Genomic DNA, 17,871 nt, shown 5'->3' with positions numbered 1-17,871 from the left:
AATGGAGGCAAAGGGCTAAACGGTGGGTTTGGCGAGATTCAGACGGGTCTGACGGGGAGGGGGGACCTCAGGGGGCAGGCGGCGGGGTCTTTTACGGGGTGGAATGGCGACTCCCTGTAGGGCCTCGCTTATGTGGGAGCTGGCGTGCCTGCGATAGGATCACCCCGGTTGGACTGCTACACCGAGGCGCTTGCATCGCAGGCAAGCCAGCTCCCACACAGAACATCAGTGGGCGAGGAATTTGCTCAGGAACTGCTTGGTACGTTCTTCCCTGGGGTTGGCAAACAGCGCCTTGGCTTCGCCCTGTTCGACGATCACGCCCTTGTCGAAAAAGATCACCCGGTTGGCCACATCACGGGCAAAGCTCATCTCGTGTGTGACGATGACCATGGTGCGGTTTTCTTCGGCCAGGCTGCGAATGGTCGCCAATACTTCACCCACCAGTTCCGGGTCGAGGGCCGAGGTGGGTTCGTCGAACAGGATCACCTCCGGCTCCATGGCCAATGCGCGGGCAATCGCCACACGCTGTTGCTGGCCGCCGGACAGCCGCCTTGGGTAGGACGCTTCCTTGCCTGCCAGGCCGACCCTGGCCAACAGCTTGCGCCCCAGTTCGGCCGCCGCTTCCCGTGGCATCTTCTTGACCACGATGGGGCCTTCGATGACGTTTTCCAGTGCGGTGCGGTGGGGGAACAGGTTGAAGTTCTGGAACACAAAGCCCACATGCTGGCGCAGGCGTCGCACCAGGCCCTGTTGCTGGTTGAGCGGCCTGCTGCTGTCGATCTCGATGTCACCCACCTTGATACGGCCGCTGGTGGGTTCTTCGAGGAAGTTCAGGCAGCGCAGGAAGGTGGTCTTGCCGGAACCACTGGGGCCGATGATGGCGACCACTTCGCCTTCCTTGACCTCCAGGTCGATGCCGTTGAGCACCACCTGACCATTGAATTGTTTGGTCAGTTTTTCAACCACGATCATGCTTCAAGACTCCAGGTCATGCCGGTTGACCCGGTCTTCCAGACGATTTTGCAGATGCGCCAGGATGCTCGCCAGGATCCAGTAGATCAGGGCCGCGGACAGATACATGGTGAAAATTTCGAAGGTACGCGCCGACACCAGTTGGGCCTGGCGGAACAGCTCGGGCACCTGGATGGTGGCGGCCAGCGCCGTGTCCTTGACCAGTGAAATAAAGCTGTTGCCCAAAGGCGGCAACGCCGTGCGCATCGCCTGGGGCAGGATGGCCCGGCGCAACGTCTGCGCACGGGTCATGCCGATACTGGCAGCAGCTTCCCACTGGCCACGCTCGATGGAAGCGATGGCGGCCCGCAGGATTTCACACGCATAGGCAGCCATGTTGAGCGAAAAGCCGATCATGGCAGCAGGGATAGGGTCCAGCTCGATGCCCACTTGCGGCAAGCCGTAGTAGATCAGGAACAGCTGCACCAGCAACGGCGTGCCACGAAAGAACGACACGTAGACCCGAGCCGTCCAACTCAGCAACTTGAAGCGCGAGAGGCGCATCAAGGCCAGGCCGAAGCCCAGCAACAGGCCGAAAAACATCCCGCCGAGGCTGAGGATTACCGTGTAGTACGCGCCCTTGAGCAGAAAGGGCGCGGAGTCCAGCGCGAGTTGGAAACCTGCTTCCATTATTGAGTGACGTCAGCGTTGAAGTACTTCTCGGACAGCGTCTTCAAGGTGCCGTCGGCGCGCAGCTTGTCCAGAGCCTTGTTCACCGCATCGAGCAGCTCGGGCTCACCTTTGCGCAGGGCGATACCGGATTCCTGGCGGGAGAAGGCGTCGCCGGCAGCGGCGGTGTCGGGGGCTTTCTTGGCGTATTCCAGGGCGGCGAGGCGGTCGATCAGGATGGCGTCGATGCGGCCGATGCGCAGGTCCTGGAACTTGGTCGGGTCGTCGTTGTAGGTCTTGATAATAGCTTTAGGCTGGTTGTCCTTGAGCCATTGTTCGTAGTTGGTGCCCAGGCCCACACCCACTTTCTTGCCGGCCAGGTCGTCGGCTTTCTTGATCGAGTCGACGTTCTTTTTCAGCACCAGCGCCTGGATGCCGGACACGGTGTAAGGCTTGGAGAAATCGTATTTTTTCTTACGCTCTTCGGAGATGGTCACCTGGTTGACCACGGCGTCCAGGCGCTTGGATTCCAGCGCGGCAAGGATGCCGTCCCATGGCGTGGCTTGCAGCTTGACCTTGACGCCCAGCTCCTTGGCCAGTGCCTCGGACAATTCCACTTCGAAACCGCTGAGCTTGCCGCTTTCATCGACAAAGCTGAACGGTGGGTAGGTGCCTTCCAGGCCGATCTTGATCTCGCCGGCCTTTTTGATGGTGTTCAACTGCTCGCCGGCAACCGCCTGGCCCAGCCAGCCAGCGCCAAGCGCCAGGCCCAAAGTGCCAACCAACAGCGTGCGACGAAATGCGAAAATAGTCATGGAGAGCCCCTGTGTTTTTATGGTGAGCGAAGCAGGTGACGCGGTAGTCGTATCCTGCCCTAAAGTGCGAAGCGCGTCTTCGCCTTCGGCGCGATGATAAAGCGGGTTTTTAAGTCTTGAAAATAATAAAAATAAAATTTCATATTCTTTTTGGAAATATGCGCGGCTTGTGTGGCAGCTGGCTTGCCTGCGATTGCAGTGTGTCAGTGCCAAGTTTCTGGCTGACCCACCGCAATCGCAGGCAAGCCAGCTCCCACATCGACCGTATTCAATCAGTTGAAAACTGAGTCATAAGCAAACAATGCCGGCGCGCCACCGGTATGCAGGAAAATGATCGGCCCCTCTTCAAAGCGCTGGCGCCCGATGCCGTCCAGCAAACCGGCCATGGCCTTGCCGGTATACACCGGGTCCAGCAACAGACCTTCCTGGCTGGCCAAAAGTTTGATCGCCGAGAGGGTGCCAGCGTTTGGCTCGCCATAACGCGGCCCGAAATACTCGTCCCACAGGGTGACCTTGAAGGCTTGCGGAATAGCCACGCCGAGCAACTCGGCAGTGCGCTCGGCCAAGCCCTGCACCTTGGGCAATTGCGCTTGCTCGGTACGCGACACCGTGATGCCGATCACCGGCAATTGCGGCAGTGCTTCGCTCAAGGCCAGGGCCAGGCCGCTGTGGGTGCCGGCACTGCCAGAGGCAAGCACCACGGCGGCAAATTCAATGCCGCTGTCTTCAATCTGCGCGGCCAACTCCAGCCCGGCGCGCACGTAGCCCAGCGCGCCGAGTGCATTGGAACCGCCTATAGGCACCAGGTACGGCTTCTTGCCGTTACTGCGCAGGCGGTCGGCGAGGGCGTTGAGTTGGTCGTCGGCGTTGTCGAGGTTTTCCACCAATTCCACTTTGGCGTCGAACAACTCCAGCAGCAGGCGATTGCCGTTGCCCAGGTAGTTGGGGTCGTCGGTGCCGGTAGGATTCTCCAGCAGGGCAACACAGCCGAGGCCGAGCTTGGCAGCCAGCGCGGCGGTCTGGCGAACATGGTTGGACTGGATCGCGCCGGCGGTGACCAGGGTATCGGCGCCCTGGGCGATGGCGTCGGCGGCCAAGTATTCGAGTTTGCGCAGCTTGTTGCCGCCCATGGCCAGCGGCGTGGTGTCATCGCGTTTGACGTAGATGTCCCTGCCCAGCCAAGCCGACAGCCGCTCGAGTTTTTCCAGGGCCGTGGCACTGCCCAGTAGTTCCAGACGGTTAAAACGGTCGAGCTGTTGTTTGATCATGGGTACGCACGGTGGCTGAATGATGGGGGGACTATAGGCAGGCACTTTTCATCGGGCAACCGTCAATCGCTTATGACGAAAGGTTCTTATGCTCACACCATTGGTTCTTAAGAGCTGCCTGGGTGCATACCGTAAAGTGATGGCCATTTCGTCAGGAGTGAATACCGTGAGTGAGCGTTCCAGTCATTGGCAATTGCAGACCATCGTCAGCCAGCTGCGCGGCGCCCGCGACCAGTGGCGAACGCGCAATGGGCGCTTGAGTGGCGAGCATGGTGGCCGCGAGTTGCCGTCCCGCGAGGCGGTGGCACAGATTCTTGAGGCCTTGTGCGGCGCCCTGTTTCCGATGCGCCTGGGCCCGGCGGACCTGCGCGAAGAAAGCGAAGACTTCTACGTGGGCCACACCCTCGACGTCGCGCTCAACGCCTTGCTCGCCCAGGCGCGCCTGGAGTTACGCTATGCCGCGCGCCAGAGCGGTGAGGACGACAGCGAAGTCAACGCCCACGCCATTCACCTGATCCAGGATTTCGCCCTGGCCTTGCCATCCTTGCGCAGCCTGCTGGACACCGACGTACTGGCCGCCTACCACGGCGACCCGGCCGCACGCAGTGTGGATGAGGTGCTGTTGTGCTACCCGGGCATCCTGGCGGTGATCCACCATCGCCTGGCCCATCACCTGTACCGTGCCGGCCTGCCGCTGTTGGCGCGGATCAGTGCAGAAATCGCCCACTCGGCCACCGGCATTGATATCCACCCCGGCGCACAGATCGGCCCGAGTTTCTTTATCGATCACGGCACAGGCGTGGTGATTGGCGAGACGGCGATCATCGGCGAGCGCGTGCGCATCTACCAGGCCGTGACACTGGGCGCCAAACGCTTTCCGGCGGATGAAGATGGGCAATTGCAGAAAGGCCACCCGCGTCACCCTATTGTTGAAGATGATGTGGTGATTTACGCCGGGGCGACGATCCTGGGGCGGATCACCATTGGCCAGGGTTCGACCATTGGCGGCAATGTGTGGCTGACCCGCAGCGTGCCGGCCGGGGCGAATATCACCCAGGCGAACTTGCAGCATGATGATGGGGCGCAGAAGTAATACCTGAGCCAAACGCCGGTCAGTGTGGGAGCTGGCTTGCCTGCGATAGCGGTGTATCAGTCAACAGATGGGTGGCTGACCCAGCGCTATCGCAGGCAAGCCAGCTCCCACATTTCGTATGTATTTCACCGTCGGGTTGCTGAACGATTCGTCTCCTCCACGCGTCATACCAATCCCTGAGCTAGTGTAGGAAACACCTACCACTCAGCCCCGAGATTAGTCCCAGACCGCCTATTCATGTTTAACTTGAACGTTCGTTCAAGTTAAACCGGTGGTTCGCTGCCCGCTCACAACAGGAGGCTTACCTTTGCTGAGTCCGTTTTTTACAGCCATATCCCGCAACCTTGAGGTGCATCGTTCATGAGTGCATCGTCCACCCCTTCCAGCGGCATGGTGCGCATGAATGCGCCCGTTTTCTGTTTTGCCGCCACCGTCATCCTGCTGTTTGGCATCACGGTCATCGCTATCCCGCAACAGGCCGGTGCCTGGCTGCTGGCGGCGCAAAACTGGGCGGCCAACACGGTCGGCTGGTACTACATGCTGGCGATGACCCTGTATCTGGTCTTCGTGGTGGTCACCGCGCTATCGGGCTACGGCAAGATAAAACTCGGTGCCGACCACGACGAGCCCGAATTCAGTTACCTGTCCTGGGCCGGCATGTTGTTCGCCGCCGGGATCAGCATCACGCTGTTTTTCTTCTGTGTCTCGGAGCCGCTGACGCACCTGGTGCAGCCGCCCCAGGGCGAAGCAATGAACGCCGATGCGGCGCGCCAGGCCATGCAGGTGTTGTTCCTGCACTGGGGCCTGCATGGCTGGGGCGTGTTCGCGTTTGTCGGCATGGCCCTGGCCTATTTCGCCTACCGGCATAACCTGCCGCTGGCATTGCGCTCGGCGCTGTACCCGCTGATCGGCAAGCGCATCAATGGCCCTATCGGTTATGCGGTGGATGGCTTTGGCATCATTGCCACGGTGTTCGGCCTGGGCGCCGACATGGGCTTTGGCGTACTGCACCTCAACTCTGGCCTGGACTACCTGTTTGGCATTGCCCATACCCAGTGGATCCAGGTGGGCCTGATCACCCTGATGATGGGCGCGGCGATCATCGTGGCCGTGGCCGGCGTCGACAAAGGCGTGCGGGTGATGTCCGACATCAACATGCTGCTGGCCTGTGCGCTGCTGCTGTTCGTGTTGTTCGCCGGGCCTACCCAGCACCTGCTCAACACCCTGATCCAGAACATCGGTGACTATTTGGGCGCGTTGCCCACCAAGAGTTTTGATGTGTACGCCTACAACGAGCCGAGCGACTGGCTGGGCGGCTGGACGGTGTTCTACTGGGCCTGGTGGATCGCATGGTCGCCGTTCGTGGGCCTGTTTATCGCGCGCATTTCCCGTGGTCGTACCATCCGCGAATTCGTGTTTGGCGTGCTGCTGATTCCGCTGGGCTTCACCCTGGCATGGATGTCGATCTTCGGTAACAGCGCCATCGACCAGGTGCTCAACCATGGCATGGCTGCACTGGGCCAGTCGGCTATCGATGACCCATCGATGAGCCTCTACCTGCTGCTGGAAACCTACCCGTGGAGCAAGACCGTGATCGCGGTCACGGTGTTCATCAGCTTTGTATTCTTCGTGACCTCGGCTGACTCCGGCACTGTGGTGCTCTCCACCCTCTCGTCCAAAGGCGGCAACGCGGATGAAGACGGGCCGAAGTGGCTGCGTGTGTTCTGGGGCGCGATGACCGCCCTGGTCACCAGTGCGTTGCTGTTCGCTGGCAGTATCGACTCGCTCAAGTCTGCGGTGGTACTGACCTCGCTGCCGTTCTCGCTGATCCTGCTGCTGATGATGTGGGGGCTGCACAAGGCGTTCTACCTGGAGTCGCAAAAGCAGATCGCGCAGTTGCATTCCCTGGCGCCGATATCGGCTTCACGCAAAGGTCGAGGCGGCTGGCGCCAGCGCTTGAGCCAGGCCGTGCATTTTCCGTCGCGTGACGAGGTGTACCGTTTCCTCGACACCACGGTGCGCCCCGCGATTGAAGAAGTGACCGCCGTGTTTGTCGAGAAGGGCCTTACGGTGGTGACCCAGCCCGACCCGTCCAACGACAGTGTCAGCCTCGAAATCGGCCATGGCGAAGAACGTCCGTTCATCTACCAGGTGCAGATGCGTGGCTACTTCACGCCGTCGTTCGCCTTGGGCGGCATCGGCAAGAAAGAGATCAACAACCGCCGCTACTATCGGGCCGAAGTGCACTTGAGTGAGGGCAGCCAGGACTATGACCTGGTGGGCTACACCAAGGAGCAGATCATCAATGACATCCTCGACCAGTACGAGCGCCATCTGCAGTTCTTGCACATGGTGCGCTGATAGCGTTCCTCTCAAGTAGGTCTTTGCTGTAAAAGGAAGAGGCAGACTTAAGCGATTCAGCTGCTTAAAAGGCCCGGGAATATGCTTATTCCCGGGCCTTATTTGCCCTAGATCAAGAGAGGATTCGATGACGTACATTGCTGCCGAAAACCGCTATGAATCTATTCCCTATCGCCGCGTAGGCCGCAGTGGATTGGTGCTACCAGCCCTGTCCCTGGGGTTGTGGCACAACTTTGGCGACAGCACCCCGATCGACACCCAGCGCGCGTTGCTGCGCACGGCGTTCGACCTGGGCATCAACCACTTCGACCTGGCTAACAACTACGGCCCGCCCTATGGCAGCGCCGAGATCAACTTCGGCCGTTTGCTGCGCGAAGACTTCAAGCACTACCGCGACGAATTAATCATTTCCAGCAAAGCCGGTTGGGACATGTGGCCCGGTCCTTACGGCCAGGGTGGCGGTTCGCGTAAATACGTATTGGCGAGCCTGGACCAGAGCCTGCAACGCCTTGGCGTCGATTATGTGGATATCTTCTATTCGCACCGTTTCGACCCCGACACGCCTCTGGAAGAGACCGCCAGCGCCCTTGCCACCGCCGTGCAGCAAGGCAAGGCGTTGTACATCGGTATCTCGTCTTACTCCGGAGTAAAAACCCGCGAAATGGCGGCGCTGCTCAAAGAGTGGAAAGTGCCGCTGTTGATCCACCAGCCGGCCTATAACCTGCTCAACCGTTGGGTGGAAAAAGACCTGCTGGAGACCACTGAAGAACTCGGCGCCGGGGTGATCGCTTTCACGCCGCTGGCCCAGGGTTTGTTGACCGATAAATACCTTAACGGGGTGCCAGCCGATGCGCGGGTCAATCGTCCGGGTGGTGGCTCGTTGCAGGCCCAACACCTGTCCGAAGCCAACATCGCCCATGTACGCGGCCTGAATGAAATCGCCAAGCGCCGTGGCCAGAGCCTGGCCCAGTTGGCGTTGGCGTGGACATTACGTGATCCACGGGTAACCAGTGCGCTGATCGGCGCAAGCCGGCCGGAACAGATTATCGAGAACGTCGGGGCGTTGAAGAACTTGAGCTTCAGTGCGCAAGAACTGGCGGAGATTGATCGGTTTGCGCAGGAAGGTGGGATCAACCTGTGGGAAAAACCGTCCACTGCTGAATAACCTTACACCACTGGTTGATCGTTCCCACGCTCTGCGTGGGAATGCAGCCCCGGACGCTCGGCGTCCGCTTTAAAGTCGTGACGCAGAGCGTCACAGGAGGCGTTCCCACGCAGAGCGTGGGAACGATCTGTCGCCAAGCGTTAGAACGGCACATCCCCAAGAATCGTCGCCCGGTGCATCACCCGCCGCTGCGGCCGGTAGTCATCCACGGCGTAATGCTGGGTGACGCGGTTATCCCAGAACGCCACGTCATTCTCCTGCCAGCGCCAGCGAATGGTGAATTCCGGGCGGGTGGCGTGGGCGAACAGCAGCTTGAGAATGGCCTCGCTTTCGGCCGGTTCCAGTTCATTGATTCGGGTGGTGAATCCGTCGCTGACGAACAGCGATTTACGCCCACTCACCGGATGCGTGCGCACGACTGGGTGCGATAGCGGCGGGTTTTTCTTGCGGGTTGCTTCCCAGCGCGCAAGGTCTTCGGCGGTGTTGCCAAAGCGCTCCAGCGGGAACGACTTGGTGAAATCGTGTGTGGCGGTGAGGCCATCGAGCATGCGCTTTAACGGCTCGGACAATGCCTCATACGCCGCAATCCCACTGGCCCACAAGGTATCGCCGCCGAAGGCTGGCAGCAGCTTGGCGCTGAGCACAGCGCCCAGGGCCGGCGTGGGCAGGAAGGTCACGTCGGTATGCCACACTGCGTTATCACGCACATCCGTGACGGCGGTGTCGAGGATCAGCACTTCGGGCTGTTCCGGCACGTTGGGGTAGATCGGATGGATGTGCAGGTCGCCAAAGTTTGCCGCGAACCGTGCCTGTTGCGCAGGGATGATCGGCTGGTCACGGAAGAACAGCACCGAATAGTCGAGCAACGCCTGTTCAATGGCGTCGCGCTGTTCAGGGTTCAGCGGCTGAGTGATGTCGACGCCACTGATCTGGGCGCCCAGGGCGGTGCTTAATGGGGTAATGGTCAGGCTGCTCATTGTGGATTCTTCACTCAGTGTGCCTGGCCATGCCAGGGCACTAATTTACGCTGCAGGGCGCGCAGGCCCATTTCCATGGCGAAGGCGATCAGGGCGATGACCAGGATGCCCAGCACCACCACATCGGTGACCAGAAACTGCGCCGCCGACTGCACCATGAAGCCCAGGCCGCTGGTGGCGGCAATCAGCTCGGCGGCGACCAGGGTCGACCAGCCCACACCCAGGCCGATACGCACACCGGTGAGGATGTCGGGCAGGGCGCTGGGCAGGATCACATGGCGAATCAGTTGTGCGCGGGTTGCGCCCAGCGACTGCGCGGCCCTCAGCTTGGCAGGGTCGACGGTGCGCACCCCGGTTGCGGTCGCGATGGCAATCGGGGCGAAAATCGCCAGGTAAATCAGCAGCACCTTGGACAGCTCGCCAATGCCGCACCAGATTACGATCAGCGGCAGGTAGGCCAGCGGCGGAATTGGCCGGTAGAACTCGATCAGCGGATCGAAAACGCCTCGGGCAATGCGGTTGGCTCCGATGGCAATCCCCACCGGCACGGCGGTCAGCACCGCAAAGCCCAGGCCCAGGCCGATGCGGCTCAAGCTCGCGCCCAGGTGCTGCCACAAGGTGGAATCCATGTAGCCGGTGGTCGCCAGCAGCCAGCCTTTTTGCAACACTGCCGATGGTGGCGGCAGGAACAGAGGTTCGATCAAACCGGTGGCGGTGACGGCCCACCAGAGGGCGAACAAGGCCACCAGGGTCAGCACGCTGATCCAGCGCGTGCTCAGGCTGCGGCGTACCGGAATAACGACAGGTGCCACCGCCTTGCTGGCCGTGGCGGGAAGTTCGTAGCTGCTCATGCGTACACCTGCCGTTGGGAGAACACTTTGCCCAGCACATGTTCACGGGTTTCGATAAAGCGCGGGTCGGACTTGATTGCGCGGGCTGATTCACCGGCGGCGTAACGTTGGCCGAAATCCAGCTGCAGGCGTTCGACGATCTGGCCGGGGTTGGGCGCCAGCAGGATCAGGTCCGTGGCCAGAAACACCGCCTCTTCAATGTCATGGGTAATCAGGAATACCGGCTTGGCCGTGCGCCGCCACACTTGCAGCAGCAACTCCTGCATTTGTTCGCGGGTAAAGGCATCCAGCGCGCCGAAGGGTTCGTCCATCAGCAATACGCGAGGGTCGGCCGCCAAGGCGCGGGCCAGGCCGACGCGCTGTTTCTGGCCGCCCGAGAGCTGCCAGATGCGCCGGCTGTCGAAACCGGCCAGGTCCACCAGCGCGAGCATTTCGCGGGCGCGCACTTCGCGCTGCGCCTTGGGCACGCCGGCCAGTTCCAGGCCAAAGGCGACGTTGGCCAGCACGTCCTGCCAGGGCAGCAGGGCGTCGTCCTGGAACACCACGCCGCGCTCGGCGCTGGGACCCTTGACCGGCACGCCATCGAGGGTGATACGCCCGGCAGACGGCTCGACAAAGCCGGCAATCAGGTTCAACAACGACGTCTTGCCACTGCCGGACGGGCCTAGGGCAACCAGCAGTTGCTGGGGCCCAAGCTCCAGTGAAATATCGGACAGTACCGGTTCCGGGGCGCCTGGGTACTGTGCGCTGATGCGCTCCAGTTGTAGCAAGGCCATCGCAGTGAACTCCTGGGTCAGTTGGTAATGAACTTGGCGCTGACGTAAGGGGCGTAGTCGGGCAGCACGGCCTCGACCTTGCCTTGTTCCTTGAGGAACGCAGCGGTGTCGGTGACGGCCTTGGTGGTTGGCGCTCCCAACAGGTTTACCTGGTCGGCGGCCAACGGGTAGACGTTGCCTTGCAGCAGCAACGGGATGTCGCTGGCCTTGGCGCCGGAGAGTTTCACCAGTTTGTCGACGTTGCCGGTATCGGCAAGCCAGGCTTGTGGGTCTTTGCGGTAGGCGGCGTAGGCATCCAGAGTGACCTTGGCAAAGGCGGTGACGATCTCTGGGTGCTTCTCGGCAAAATCCTTGCGCACGATCCAGGCATCGAACGTCGGCGCGCCGAACTTGGCCAGTTCACCGGAGGTGATCAGCACCTTGCCGGTTTCTTTGGCCACGCCCAGGGCCGGGTCCCACACGTAGGTGGCGTCGATATCACCGCGCTTCCAGGCGGCGATGATGGCGGGCGGGGCCAGGTTGAGGATGGTGACTTTGGCCGGGTCGATGTTCCAGTGCTTCAGGGCAGCGAGCAGGCTGTAGTGGCCGGTGGAAACGAAGGGCACAGCGATTTTTTTGCCGACCAGGTCCTGCGGGCTGTTGATCCCCGAGCCGTTACGCGCCACCAAGGCTTCGGCGCCGCCGATCTGGGTGGCGACGAGGAAGGTTTGCACCGGGACTTTGCGGGTTATTGCGGCGGTCAGCGGGCTGGAACCGAGGTAGCCGATTTGCACGTCGCCCGAAGCGATGGCGGCGATGATGTCGGCGCCATTGTCGAATTTGCGCCAGTCGATCTTGGCGTTGGTGGCTTTTTCATAGGCGCCGTCGGCTTGGGCGACTTTGGCCGGGTCCACGGTGGTCTGGTACGCAATGGTCACATCCGCCGCCTGGGCAAACAGGCTGGCACCGGCCAGGGACAATGCGGCCAACAGGCGCAGAGGGGTCAACAGTTTCAAGGGGAAGCTCCTCAATCAGGCGGCCGAGGGTCGGCGTGAGAGGAGACTAAATGATCTAAGAATTCGAAAATAAATAACTTTTTCGAATTAGCTTATGAGGGGAAATGGCGAAGCCTGTTTTCAGGCTGGCAAAAATAATGTGGGCGCTGGCTTGCCTGCGATAGCGGTGTATCTGTCAACAGGTGGGTTGCTGACCCACCGATATCCCAGGCAAGCCAGCTCCCACACAAGCCAGCTCCCACAGGGGAGCGAGCCTGAGGTTAGTTGCTGATGGCCAGGATGCTTGCCTGGTACGAGCCGACAAACACATCGAAATCGCCCACTTCGTTCTGTTCCAGCTCCGCCTGCTGCGCCAGCGAGGCACGGGCCAGTTCTTCAAAGTGCGCTTGTTCCTCAGGCGCCAAAGGCTCCTTGCGGAAGTACTCGGCATGCACTTCGCTTTGATGCAGAGAGAACTGCGCAAAGCTTTCCTTGCGCTCAGCCATGGCTGCCAACACCTGAGCCGACGGTGTCAGGGACGGGTCCTTGACCTTGGCCAACTGGGCGTCCAGTGCCTCGCTGTGTTCGGTGATGCCGTGGCTCTGATCGAGCAGGGCGGCCAGCGGGCTAATCTTCTCCAGCAACTCGGCCGCCCACTCCTTCATGTCCACCGGCTGGCCGTCACGCTGCAATTGCAGGCCAGGACGGCGACCTTCCTTGACCACGCTGAGGAAGTTGGAGGTGGCGTTGCCGCACTCGTTGTTGGCGAACAGTGGGCTGTCGTTCAGTGCGCAGTACAGCAGGAATGCGTCGAGGAACCGTGATTCCGGCAGATCGATACCCATCGGCAAGAACGGGTTGATGTCCAGGCAGCGTACTTCGATGTACTGGATGCCGCGGGCCATCAACGCCTGGATCGGCCGCTCGCCGGTGTAGGTCACGCGCTTGGGACGGATGTTGGAGTAGTACTCGTTTTCGATCTGCAGGATGTTGGTATTGAGCTGCACCCACTCGCCATCCTTGTGCGTGCCGACTTCAACGTACGGCGCGTAGGGTGTTGCCACCGCTTCGCGCAGGCTGTCGGTGTAGCTGGCCAAGTCGTTGTAGCACGGCGTCAGACCGGCCTGGGCGTTGCTCTGGTAACCCAGGTCGCTCATGCGCAGGCTGGTGGCGTAGGGCAGGTACAGGGTGTCGGCATCCAGGACTTCAAGCTGATGCGAGCGCCCCCGCAGGAAGCCGGCGTCCAAGGCTGGCGAGGCGCCGAACAGGTACATCAACAGCCAGCTGTAGCGACGGAAATTACGGATCAGCGCGATGTAGGCCGTGGACTGATAGTCACGGTCGGTGCCGACAAATCCTTCTGTTTCCTTGAGCAATGGCCACAACTGTTCCGGCAGGGAAAAGTTGTAGTGGATGCCCGCGATGCACTGCATGGTCTTGCCGTAACGCAGGGCCAGGCCCTTGCGGTACACATACTTGAGCTGGCCGATATTGGAGGTGCCGTAGTAGGCAATCGGAATATCTTCCTCGGCCGGCAACGGGCACGGCATCGAGGGGCTCCACAGGTATTCGCTGCCCAGCTTGGTGTAGGCAAAGCGATGGATCTTGTCCAGGCTGCTCAGGGTATCGGCCGGGTTCGGCAGGGCTGGGGTGATGAACTCCAGCAGCGATTCCGAGTAGTCGGTGGTGATCTGTTCGTTGGTCAACGCGGCGCCCAGGGCTTCGGGGTGTGGCGTTTGCGCCAGGCGACCCTCACTGGTGACGCGCAGGCATTCGCGCTCGATGCCGTGCAAGCATTGCTCTAGCAGGGAGAGGTGTTCGCGCTTGCCGAGCAGGGCCAGGCGGCGGTTGAGAAGTTCGCTCAAGTTGGATTCCTTCACGCGTCAGTCGCCCCAATATGGGGGTGGGCAGGACGGTCTACAAGGGTGAAGTGGAAACTGGCGTGATCGCCTGGTTTTGAGTCGATTTGACCCGCTCTGAATTTGCCGACTTCACTCCATGAATTGGGCTACAGCGCAGCGAGAAAATTCCGACGCTGTTATCGCAGCGCCGAAATTAACTCAAATCGGGGGTGGGGAGCTATAGGACAGCGAACGTGCCCTGTGCTTTTGCGACAAGTCTTTCGCCTTGGTACACGTCGGCCTCGACCACCAGGGTGCGGCGACCGGTGTGGATCACCCGGCTGGTGCACAGCACATCACCGTCTTCCACGGCGCGAATATAGTTGATCTTGCATTCGATGGTGGCGCTCTGCTGGTCGAAACCGTGGGCGCTGGAACACGCCAGGCCCATGGTTATATCCACCAGGCTGAAAATCGCCCCGCCATGGAGCTTGCCCGCGCGGTTGCGCAGGTGCGGCTCCAGGGTCAGGGCCACCTCGGCAACGCCCTCTTCCAGGCGTTGCAGGCGGCAGCCGATCAGTTCGCTGAATGCGCTCTGGGTCAAACCGGCCGGAATCTCCATCAACGCTTCTTCAGCTGTTTAGCGTTGGCAAACAGCGACGCCATGGCGTTGTTGCTTGGCGCGGCAGTCGCGGTTTCCTTGCGCGGCGCGTTGTTCTGCGACTGGCGCGGCGCCGAACCGGGGCGAGCACCACGTGCGCCGTCGATTTTCTCCCCGGGGGTGTCGCTCATGCGCATCGACAGGCCGACGCGTTTGCGCGGGATGTCGACTTCCATGACCTTGACCTTGACCACGTCACCAGCTTTGACTGCCTCACGTGGGTCCTTGATGAACTTCTCCGAAAGCGCGGAGATGTGCACCAAGCCGTCCTGATGCACGCCGATGTCCACGAATGCGCCGAAGTTGGTCACGTTAGTCACCACGCCTTCGAGGATCATGCCCGGTTGCAGGTCCTTGAGGTCTTCGACGCCGTCCTGGAACTCGGCGGTCTTGAACTCCGGGCGCGGGTCGCGACCCGGTTTCTCCAGTTCTTGCAGGATATCGGTGATAGTCGGCACACCGAAGGTCTCGTCGGTGTACTTCTTGGGGTCCAGGCGCTTGAGGAACGCGGCATCACCGATCAACGAACGGATATCGCGGTCGGTCTCGGCGGCAATGCGTTGCACCAATGGGTAAGCTTCCGGGTGAACCGCAGAGGCGTCCAGCGGGTTGTCACCGTTCATTACGCGTAAGAAACCAGCAGCCTGTTCAAAAGTTTTTTCACCCAAGCGTGCGACTTTTTTCAGTGCAGCACGGGTTTTGAACGCGCCATTTTCGTCGCGATGGCTGACGATGTTCTGCGCCAGGGTGGCGTTGAGGCCGGAGATTCGCGCCAGCAGGGCCACGGACGCGGTGTTCACATCCACGCCCACGGCGTTTACGCAGTCTTCCACCACCGCATCCAGGCCGCGTGCCAGTTTCAGCTGCGACACGTCGTGCTGGTACTGGCCGACGCCGATGGATTTAGGGTCGATCTTCACCAGTTCGGCCAGCGGGTCTTGCAGGCGACGGGCGATGGACACCGCGCCACGGATCGACACATCGAGGTCCGGGAATTCCTTGGAGGCCAGCTCCGACGCCGAGTACACCGAAGCGCCTGCTTCGGAGACCATGACCTTGGTCATCTTCATGGCTGGGTATTTTTTGATCAGCTCGGCGGCCAGCTTGTCGGTTTCGCGGCTGGCGGTGCCGTTGCCGATGGCGATCAGGTCCACCGCATGCTTGGCGCACAGTGCGGCCAGGATCGCGAGGGTCTGGTCCCACTTGTTGTGCGGTACGTGTGGGTACACGGTGGCGTGGTCCAGCAGCTTGCCGGTGGCGTCGACCACCGCGACCTTGCAACCAGTGCGCAGGCCCGGGTCGAGGCCCAGGGTGGCACGCGGGCCGGCCGGTGCGGCCAACAGCAGATCGTGCAGGTTGTGGGCGAACACGTTGATCGCCTCGGTTTCGGCGCCGTCGCGCAGCTCGCCCAGCAGGTCGGTTTCCAGATGGGTGTAAAGCTTGACCTTCCAGGTCCAGCGCACCACTTCGCCGAGCCACTTGTCCGCCGGGCGGTTCTGGTTCTGGATGCCGAATTGTTGACCAATCATGCCTTCGCACGGGTGCATGGTGCCCGGCAACTCGTCACCGACTTTCAACGCGGAGCTGAGAATGCCTTCGTTGCGGCCGCGGAAAATCGCCAGGGCGCGGTGGGACGGCATGCTTTTGAGCGGCTCGTCGTGTTCGAAATAGTCGCGGAACTTGGCGCCTTCTTCCTCTTTGCCGGCGATAACGCGGGCGCTGAGGATGGCTTCTTGCTTGAGGTAGGTACGCAGTTTTTCCAGGAGGCTGGCGTTTTCGGCAAAGCGCTCCATCAGGATGTACTTGGCGCCCTCGAGGGCGGCCTTGACGTCGGCGACGCCTTTTTCCGCGTCGATGAAGCGCGCGGCTTCGGTTTCCGGGGTCAGCGATGGGTCGTTGAACAGGCCGTCGGCCAAATCACCCAGGCCGGCTTCCAGGGCGATCTGGCCCTTTGTACGACGTTTCTGTTTGTATGGCAGGTAAAGGTCTTCGAGGCGGGTCTTGGTATCCGCGAGTTTGATGTCGCGTTCCAGTTGAGGAGTCAACTTGCCCTGTTCCTCGATGCTGGCGAGGATGCTGATACGCCGTTCGTCGAGTTCTCGCAGGTAGCGCAGGCGCTCTTCCAGGTGACGCAGTTGGGTGTCGTCGAGGCTGCCGGTTACTTCTTTTCGGTAACGGGCGATGAAGGGCACGGTGGAGCCTTCATCCAGTAGAGCGACGGCCGCTTCGACCTGTTGTGGGCGTACACCGAGTTCCTCGGCGATGCGGCTGTTGATGCTGTCCATAAAACCACCTGAAATTCTTAAAATCAGCGCGCCGGCCCGTAAAAACAAGGCTCGGCGAGGCTGGTTGAGCGGCCCGACTGGCGCCGCTGCCTGGGTCAAGAGGCTGGCTATTGACCCTCGAAATCGAAAAAGTCACGACAAGCGGGTAAAAAAAGCCCGGCAGCAAACGGTAACGATCTGACGTTGCCCTGCACGGAGGCGCCGCATTATAACCAGCGTTCCGCCCTTGGGGGCTACTGCGCCGCAGCTTGTAGGGCGCGGGTTCGCTGGCAGTAGATGAAAAATCTGCTAACAATGCACACGGTGCGTATAACGGCAGCTACGCCATAATGCGCGCCGAGATAAGAGGAGCATCCAATGAGCAGCACCGCACAAACTGCTGAAGGCGAAAAAATTCTCATCGTTGATGACGATCCGGGGCTGAGCAGCCTGCTGGAGCGTTTTTTCAACTCCAAGGGCTATCGTGCCCGGGCGGTGCCGAACACCGAGCAGATGGATCGTCTGTTAGGGCGTGAAGTCTTCAACCTGGTCGTCCTCGACCTGATGCTGCCCGGCGAAGACGGCCTTACTGCCTGTAAACGCCTGCGCGGTGCTAACAACCAGATCCCGATCATCATGCTCACCGCCAAGGGCGATGAACTGAGCCGTATCAAGGGCCTGGAACTGGGGGCTGATGACTACCTGGCCAAGCCTTTCAACCCCGATGAGCTGATGGCGCGGGTCAAGGCCGTATTGCGTCGCCAGGCACCGGCGGTACCGGGCGCACCGGGCAGCGAAGACGAAAGCGTCACCTTTGGCGACTACGAACTGTCGCTGGCCACCCGTGAGCTCAAGCGCGGTGAAGAAGTGCACATGCTCACCACGGGTGAATTCGCAGTGCTCAAGGCCTTGGTCATGAACGCTCGCCAGCCGCTGACCCGTGACAAACTGATGAACCTGGCCCGTGGCCGGGAATGGGACGCACTGGAGCGCTCCATCGACGTGCAGATTTCCCGACTGCGTCGGATGATCGAGCCAGACCCGTCCAAGCCGCGGTATATCCAGACGGTGTGGGGTGTGGGTTATGTGTTTGTGCCGGATGGCACCGCAACCAAGTGACCGATGATTTGCAGGGGCGGGTATCCTGGCGTTTGACCCCATGAGGGTCGACGGGATGCCCGGCGTCTGCAATTCTGCGAGCACCG

15 protein-coding genes are annotated in these 17,871 nt (G+C 61.0%); 4 read left to right on the top strand and 11 right to left on the bottom strand.

Going from position 1 to position 17,871, the window contains the following annotated elements:
- Positions 1–225: 225 nt before the first annotated feature.
- From tcyN to AC4PS6_RS16335, 4 genes are all read right to left on the bottom strand, one after another.
- A complete protein-coding gene (tcyN, locus tag AC4PS6_RS16350) occupies positions 226–972 on the bottom strand; it encodes an L-cystine ABC transporter ATP-binding protein TcyN (RefSeq protein ID WP_014716461.1) in 747 nt (248 codons plus the stop codon).
- A gap of 3 nt (positions 973–975) precedes the next feature.
- Entirely contained in the window at positions 976–1,641 is a 666-nt protein-coding gene (gene tcyL / locus AC4PS6_RS16345) for a cystine ABC transporter permease (protein ID WP_003187646.1), read from the bottom strand.
- Positions 1,641–2,435 carry a cystine ABC transporter substrate-binding protein gene (gene tcyJ / locus AC4PS6_RS16340; protein ID WP_073844042.1) on the bottom strand — a complete coding sequence of 265 codons (795 nt, stop codon included), beginning with the start codon at positions 2,433–2,435 and terminating at the stop codon, positions 1,641–1,643. The genes tcyL and tcyJ overlap by 1 nt, the downstream gene beginning before the upstream one ends.
- Positions 2,436–2,707: 272 nt before the next feature.
- Positions 2,708–3,703, bottom strand: a complete 996-nt coding sequence (locus AC4PS6_RS16335) for a D-cysteine desulfhydrase (protein WP_014716463.1) — start codon at positions 3,701–3,703, stop codon at positions 2,708–2,710.
- A 166-nt stretch (positions 3,704–3,869) separates the two neighbouring features.
- Between AC4PS6_RS16335 and epsC the strand changes: the two genes are divergently transcribed.
- The 3 genes from epsC (at position 3,870) to mgrA (ending at position 8,322) form a co-directional block, all read left to right on the top strand.
- Positions 3,870–4,796 (top strand): serine O-acetyltransferase EpsC, encoded by a 927-nt coding sequence (gene epsC / locus AC4PS6_RS16330; protein WP_492180879.1) that lies wholly within the window; start codon positions 3,870–3,872, stop codon positions 4,794–4,796.
- Positions 4,797–5,195: 399 nt separating this feature from the next.
- A complete protein-coding gene (gene betT / locus AC4PS6_RS16325; RefSeq protein WP_336826801.1) occupies positions 5,196–7,157 on the top strand; it encodes a choline transporter BetT in 1,962 nt (653 codons plus the stop codon).
- 127 nt (positions 7,158–7,284) lie between these two features.
- Positions 7,285–8,322: an L-glyceraldehyde 3-phosphate reductase gene (mgrA, locus tag AC4PS6_RS16320; protein ID WP_014716465.1), complete on the top strand. Its 1,038-nt coding sequence runs from the start codon at positions 7,285–7,287 to the stop codon at positions 8,320–8,322.
- A gap of 140 nt (positions 8,323–8,462) precedes the next feature.
- On the opposite strand, the gene tauD is transcribed toward mgrA, so the two are convergent.
- The 7 genes from tauD to AC4PS6_RS16285 form a co-directional block, all read right to left on the bottom strand.
- Positions 8,463–9,299: a taurine dioxygenase gene (gene tauD / locus AC4PS6_RS16315; RefSeq protein WP_122365664.1), complete on the bottom strand. Its 837-nt coding sequence runs from the start codon at positions 9,297–9,299 to the stop codon at positions 8,463–8,465.
- 14 nt (positions 9,300–9,313) lie between these two features.
- Positions 9,314–10,150 carry a taurine ABC transporter permease TauC gene (gene tauC / locus AC4PS6_RS16310; protein WP_336826700.1) on the bottom strand — a complete coding sequence of 279 codons (837 nt, stop codon included), beginning with the start codon at positions 10,148–10,150 and terminating at the stop codon, positions 9,314–9,316.
- Positions 10,147–10,926, bottom strand: a complete 780-nt coding sequence (gene tauB, locus AC4PS6_RS16305) for a taurine ABC transporter ATP-binding subunit (protein ID WP_014716468.1) — start codon at positions 10,924–10,926, stop codon at positions 10,147–10,149. Before tauB ends, tauC begins: the two co-directional genes overlap by 4 nt.
- A gap of 17 nt (positions 10,927–10,943) precedes the next feature.
- The gene (gene tauA, locus AC4PS6_RS16300; RefSeq protein WP_020302425.1) at positions 10,944–11,921 is read right to left on the bottom strand and encodes a taurine ABC transporter substrate-binding protein; all 978 of its coding nucleotides are present in this window, start codon (positions 11,919–11,921) and stop codon (positions 10,944–10,946) included.
- A gap of 260 nt (positions 11,922–12,181) precedes the next feature.
- Positions 12,182–13,765, bottom strand: coding sequence for a glutamate--cysteine ligase (gshA, locus tag AC4PS6_RS16295; RefSeq protein WP_201491903.1), 1,584 nt, complete (start codon positions 13,763–13,765; stop codon positions 12,182–12,184).
- Positions 13,766–13,979: 214 nt separating this feature from the next.
- Positions 13,980–14,363: a PaaI family thioesterase gene (locus AC4PS6_RS16290; RefSeq protein WP_014716471.1), complete on the bottom strand. Its 384-nt coding sequence runs from the start codon at positions 14,361–14,363 to the stop codon at positions 13,980–13,982.
- On the bottom strand, positions 14,363–16,687 hold the full coding sequence (locus AC4PS6_RS16285) for a Tex family protein (protein ID WP_014716472.1): 2,325 nt from the start codon (positions 16,685–16,687) through the stop codon (positions 14,363–14,365). The genes AC4PS6_RS16290 and AC4PS6_RS16285 overlap by 1 nt, the downstream gene beginning before the upstream one ends.
- 357 nt (positions 16,688–17,044) lie before the next feature.
- Here AC4PS6_RS16285 and ompR point away from each other — a divergent pair, with 357 nt between their 5' ends.
- Positions 17,045–17,785 carry an osmolarity response regulator transcription factor OmpR gene (ompR, locus tag AC4PS6_RS16280; RefSeq protein ID WP_003187669.1) on the top strand — a complete coding sequence of 247 codons (741 nt, stop codon included), beginning with the start codon at positions 17,045–17,047 and terminating at the stop codon, positions 17,783–17,785.
- Positions 17,786–17,871 lie beyond the last annotated feature (86 nt).

The organism is Pseudomonas sp. DW-iso17, from assembly GCF_058725345.1.
Note: the sequence above shows the minus strand (reverse complement) of the source record. Positions and strands in the feature narration are given on the sequence as shown.

Bases quoted from the DNA above. Each gene is read 5' to 3' on its own strand.
- tauD (WP_122365664.1), bottom strand. From the start codon at position 9,299: ATGAGCAGCCTGACCATTACCCCATTAAGCACCGCCCTGGGCGCCCAG.
- tcyJ (WP_073844042.1), bottom strand. From the start codon at position 2,435: ATGACTATTTTCGCATTTCGTCGCACGCTGTTGGTTGGCACTTTGGGC.
- tauB (WP_014716468.1), bottom strand. From the start codon at position 10,926: ATGGCCTTGCTACAACTGGAGCGCATCAGCGCACAGTACCCAGGCGCC.
- mgrA (WP_014716465.1), top strand. From the start codon at position 7,285: ATGACGTACATTGCTGCCGAAAACCGCTATGAATCTATTCCCTATCGC.
- betT (WP_336826801.1), top strand. From the start codon at position 5,196: ATGAATGCGCCCGTTTTCTGTTTTGCCGCCACCGTCATCCTGCTGTTT.
- AC4PS6_RS16290 (WP_014716471.1), bottom strand. From the start codon at position 14,363: ATGGAGATTCCGGCCGGTTTGACCCAGAGCGCATTCAGCGAACTGATC.
- AC4PS6_RS16335 (WP_014716463.1), bottom strand. From the start codon at position 3,703: ATGATCAAACAACAGCTCGACCGTTTTAACCGTCTGGAACTACTGGGC.
- AC4PS6_RS16285 (WP_014716472.1), bottom strand. From the start codon at position 16,687: ATGGACAGCATCAACAGCCGCATCGCCGAGGAACTCGGTGTACGCCCA.
- tcyN (WP_014716461.1), bottom strand. From the start codon at position 972: ATGATCGTGGTTGAAAAACTGACCAAACAATTCAATGGTCAGGTGGTG.
- ompR (WP_003187669.1), top strand. From the start codon at position 17,045: ATGAGCAGCACCGCACAAACTGCTGAAGGCGAAAAAATTCTCATCGTT.
- tauC (WP_336826700.1), bottom strand. From the start codon at position 10,150: ATGAGCAGCTACGAACTTCCCGCCACGGCCAGCAAGGCGGTGGCACCT.
- tcyL (WP_003187646.1), bottom strand. From the start codon at position 1,641: ATGGAAGCAGGTTTCCAACTCGCGCTGGACTCCGCGCCCTTTCTGCTC.